At 41.2% G+C, this 3364-nt stretch carries 4 protein-coding genes and 2 pseudogenes; all 6 read left to right on the top strand.

Annotated elements, in window-relative coordinates; genetic code table 11:
- On the top strand, nucleotides 1–706 hold a 706-nt coding region (locus tag CBW22_RS25395; RefSeq protein ID WP_176428200.1), incomplete at its 5' end, for an RHS repeat domain-containing protein.
- Between the two features lie 10 nt (nucleotides 707–716).
- Nucleotides 717–1067, top strand: coding sequence for a hypothetical protein (locus CBW22_RS25390; RefSeq protein WP_058776732.1), 351 nt, complete (start codon nucleotides 717–719; stop codon nucleotides 1065–1067).
- A 635-nt stretch (nucleotides 1068–1702) separates the two neighbouring features.
- Nucleotides 1703–2113, top strand: a pseudogene (locus tag CBW22_RS25375) (RHS repeat-associated core domain-containing protein); the annotation flags it as partial.
- Nucleotides 2110–2544, top strand: coding sequence for a type IV secretion protein Rhs (locus tag CBW22_RS26885; RefSeq protein ID WP_254919577.1), 435 nt, complete (start codon nucleotides 2110–2112; stop codon nucleotides 2542–2544). The pseudogene CBW22_RS25375 and the gene CBW22_RS26885, both read left to right, overlap by 4 nt.
- A gap of 356 nt (nucleotides 2545–2900) precedes the next feature.
- Nucleotides 2901–3098 carry a hypothetical protein gene (locus tag CBW22_RS25365; protein WP_088518206.1) on the top strand — a complete coding sequence of 66 codons (198 nt, stop codon included), beginning with the start codon at nucleotides 2901–2903 and terminating at the stop codon, nucleotides 3096–3098.
- 111 nt (nucleotides 3099–3209) lie between these two features.
- Nucleotides 3210–3364: pseudogene (locus CBW22_RS27020) on the top strand (RHS domain-containing protein); the annotation flags it as partial.

Raw genomic sequence — 3364 nt, 5'->3', positions numbered from 1 at the left:
GGTACACTGGTATCACAATGACGTTGCGGGCATGCCGCGTGAGCTGACCAGTGGGGATGGTAGTGTAGCGTGGCGGGCAGAGTACCGTGCGTGGGGCAACACGGTGCGGGTAGAGCATGCGCAGACGCGCCATGCTGAGCCGGTACACCAGCCGCTGCGCTATCAGGGCCAGTACTACGATGCAGAAACAGGTTTGCACTATAACCGTTTCCGCTACTATGATCCGGATGCGGGGCGGTTCATCAGTCAGGACCCGATAGGGCTGGCGGGTGGGCTGAATCTTTATCAGTATGCGCCGAACCCGCTGAACTGGATCGATCCGCTGGGGTTAAGAAAATGTGATCCTGAAAAATGGGATGTAAGTTCTCATCAAAGTAATAAAAATGCTGTTAAAGGTAAAAATCTTGGACTGGACTCTCATCATGTTGGTCAGAAGAATATTATGAAAGATCTGGTTGAAGGATATGATCCTGCGACAGCTCCAGCCATATTAGTTCCTCGAGTCGGCCACACCGTATCTAAAGAAGGATTAGGCATTGTATCCAGAAGTAAAATAAATCCCAAGACTGGATTACCATTTGCAAATGCCAGAGATGTCGTAGCGAGGGATATAAGGGAGTTAAGAAGGGTATATCCTGAGATACCAAATAGTAAACTTCAGGAACTTATCAAATTGAACAAGTCTATGTATCCTGAATTAAGATAAAGAGGCATGTATGAATCTTGACGAACAAGTAGTTAATGCTATCTTCAAAGAGTTGTTTGAAGATAACTCAGAGCGTTATAGGCAGTCTCTCAGCAAACCAGTAAATAATGATACTGATACCTATGGTAAAGCAAGAAATGCTCTGGCTAATCTAAGTCAGGCAGAAAAGGAATGTATATTTAAATTTATAGATCTCGCGATCGCCGATAGTGCTTCGGTCATATTAGGTACTCTGGATGGTTCTCATTATCCTGATAATATTGATGGTGATTTTATTGTGACCTATAAAGATGATGAAATACAAGGAAGCCTGCAAGATATATTTATAGAAAAAGCTGAAAGTAAAGGTATATATAATTAAAAAAAGCCGGAAGCGATCTTAACGATCCTTCCGGCTTTTTATTAAAAATCTTGGTGTAATGGATCATATCCAGCCGATGCGAAATGGTAATTTCAGAAGCTCTTTCCCTAAAGACATGACATGGCATCATGTTGACATGCCTGCCACACCATAACTTGCTGATTTTAATAGTTATAAAAGTTAGTACAAGATTTATCATCCTGATGGTACCGGGGGCGTAACAAATGGCGTGGCGGAACAAAATGCAGAAAATAAAGGAGGTTAAATGATTGCTATTTAATATTTTGATGAGATGCTAAAGAAATACAAAGGGCTTCCGGATGTAGGTCGGCTATATGTGGACAGTTCATTTGATACGGAGTCTAGGGACGATATTTATAATGGAAAGTATTATCATTAAGAGAATGAAGATGAAGAAATTGATTTTGTAAATTAATATGATGCTTTTTAGACGCTCCAATGTTTACTGCTATAATCGAAAATTACCTTGTAAAAAGCCCTGGTTCGACGAAACTCGATCTTTTCGAAGCCACGTTTTGTTATCTTGAAAATGATGACTTCTTAATGGACTAAAAAAATGGAGGCGATCTCAACATTCCCTCCGGCTTTTTCTTTTAAGCTGCCATGTTATGTATGCGGGGCGGTTCATCAGTCAGGACCCGATAGGGTTGGCGGGTGGGCTGAATCTTTATCAGCATGCGCCGATCTCGCTGAACTGGATCGACCCGCTGGGGTTGACTAAGTGTAAGGATAGTTATGAGCAAGCCAGAAACAAAGCACTAAAGTGGCTTGAAGAAAGAGGCTTCAAGGCTGAAAAAGTTAACACAGGGAAGTTTGGATCTACCAGAGGCAAGCCTGTAGGAATGACGACTGCAGATGGTAAAACCGGATTCAGAATAGAATATGATGAGCGTAGTGGCGCTCATATAAATGTATTCAGCGGTAAAGAAAAAGGTGAGCATTATCTATTTGAAGCTACGGAGTCATCGGTGAAAAGACTGCAGAGATTATTTGACTTGCCATCAAAATCATGGAGAGCAAAGTGACTTTAGAACAGGATGTGTTATCAGATATGGATGGCTTTTCTCCAAGGCCAATAATTATTAATGAATGGGAGCCTGTTGCGGATATTCTTTCTGAAGCTTTTCAATGGAAAGGTTCAAAAATTGATTGGGGTTCTTTATTAAGACATGCTGAACGACCAATTAAATTTGATTCCATGCAGGTTGATTTTGATGTTAAAGAGTTCATAAAAGATAGTGGCTTATATGAATTCTTAAACAAAAAGGATAAAATTTACTATATCAATGATTCCTCACTTGATTTTGCGGTTTCTCTGGAACCGAAGATTTTCCCTGAGTTTGTGGTTTATGTGATTCACAATATTCCTCAGCATCACTATTTTTTTGACGAAAGTGCAAAATGGTGCTTAGCTATCACTTCTGAAGGTTATATTGATTTCGGTGTTAGGAATTAGTTATTGCAGCCATTAATTGTGATTAGAGCCTGTAAGTAATTATTTATAACAGCCCAATGCTCAAAGGTTAGCGCTCATGGGTCTACATTATTCAATGATCTGAAATTCATTGCCTGTCGCCAGTACTGAATCGGCAACTATATTTTTGACGCATCCTTCATAGTCAGATAAATAGTATTTTGCACTGATTTATTAGTAGAGAACACCTGGCCTTTCTTTATATGTGCTTGGGTCATGCTGTTTAACTATCCGATAGCGTTAGTTGTATTGATAGCTTTGGGCTTATCCGGCGGATAATTGATTAACATTTTATCAGGTTTAGTATTGGAACGGGCTTATCATTTTTGAGGCTGAATATGCAAAGAAAAGAACTTATAGAGTTAATTAAAAAAATCCAGCGTGGTGAAGGCACAGAAGAAGAAGCGGATAATGATATTGACTTTCTTTGTAGAAGCGTTGCAGATCCTCAGGCTGCAAATTATATCTTCCAGGAAGATGTTAGTGCTGAGGAAATAGCTGATAAAATACTGGACTATAAACATATCCAGTTATAAAAAACGAAGCCGGAAGCGATCTGAATGATCCTTCCGGCTTTTTCTCTTTAGCTGGCAGTCGTCAGGATCAGGCTGACCTATCCAACCGTCATTCTGAGACCCATCCCTAACTCCATCTCACAAGGTGAAACGGAGCACGCAGCGCAGGTACACTGGTATCACAATGACGTTGCGGGCATGCCGCGTGAGCTGACCAGTGGGGATGGTAGTGTAGCGTGGCGGGCAGAGTACCGTGCGTGGGGCAACACGGTGCGGGTAGAGCATGC

The organism is Pantoea sp. VS1 (assembly GCF_002207995.1).
Taxonomy (GTDB): domain Bacteria; phylum Pseudomonadota; class Gammaproteobacteria; order Enterobacterales; family Enterobacteriaceae; genus Pantoea; species Pantoea dispersa.
The sequence above is the reverse complement of the archived record's forward strand: the minus strand, read 5'-3'. Positions and strand labels throughout refer to the sequence as shown.

Bases quoted from the DNA above. Each gene is read 5' to 3' on its own strand.
- CBW22_RS25365 (WP_088518206.1), top strand. From the start codon at position 2,901: ATGCAAAGAAAAGAACTTATAGAGTTAATTAAAAAAATCCAGCGTGGT.
- CBW22_RS25390 (WP_058776732.1), top strand. From the start codon at position 717: ATGAATCTTGACGAACAAGTAGTTAATGCTATCTTCAAAGAGTTGTTT.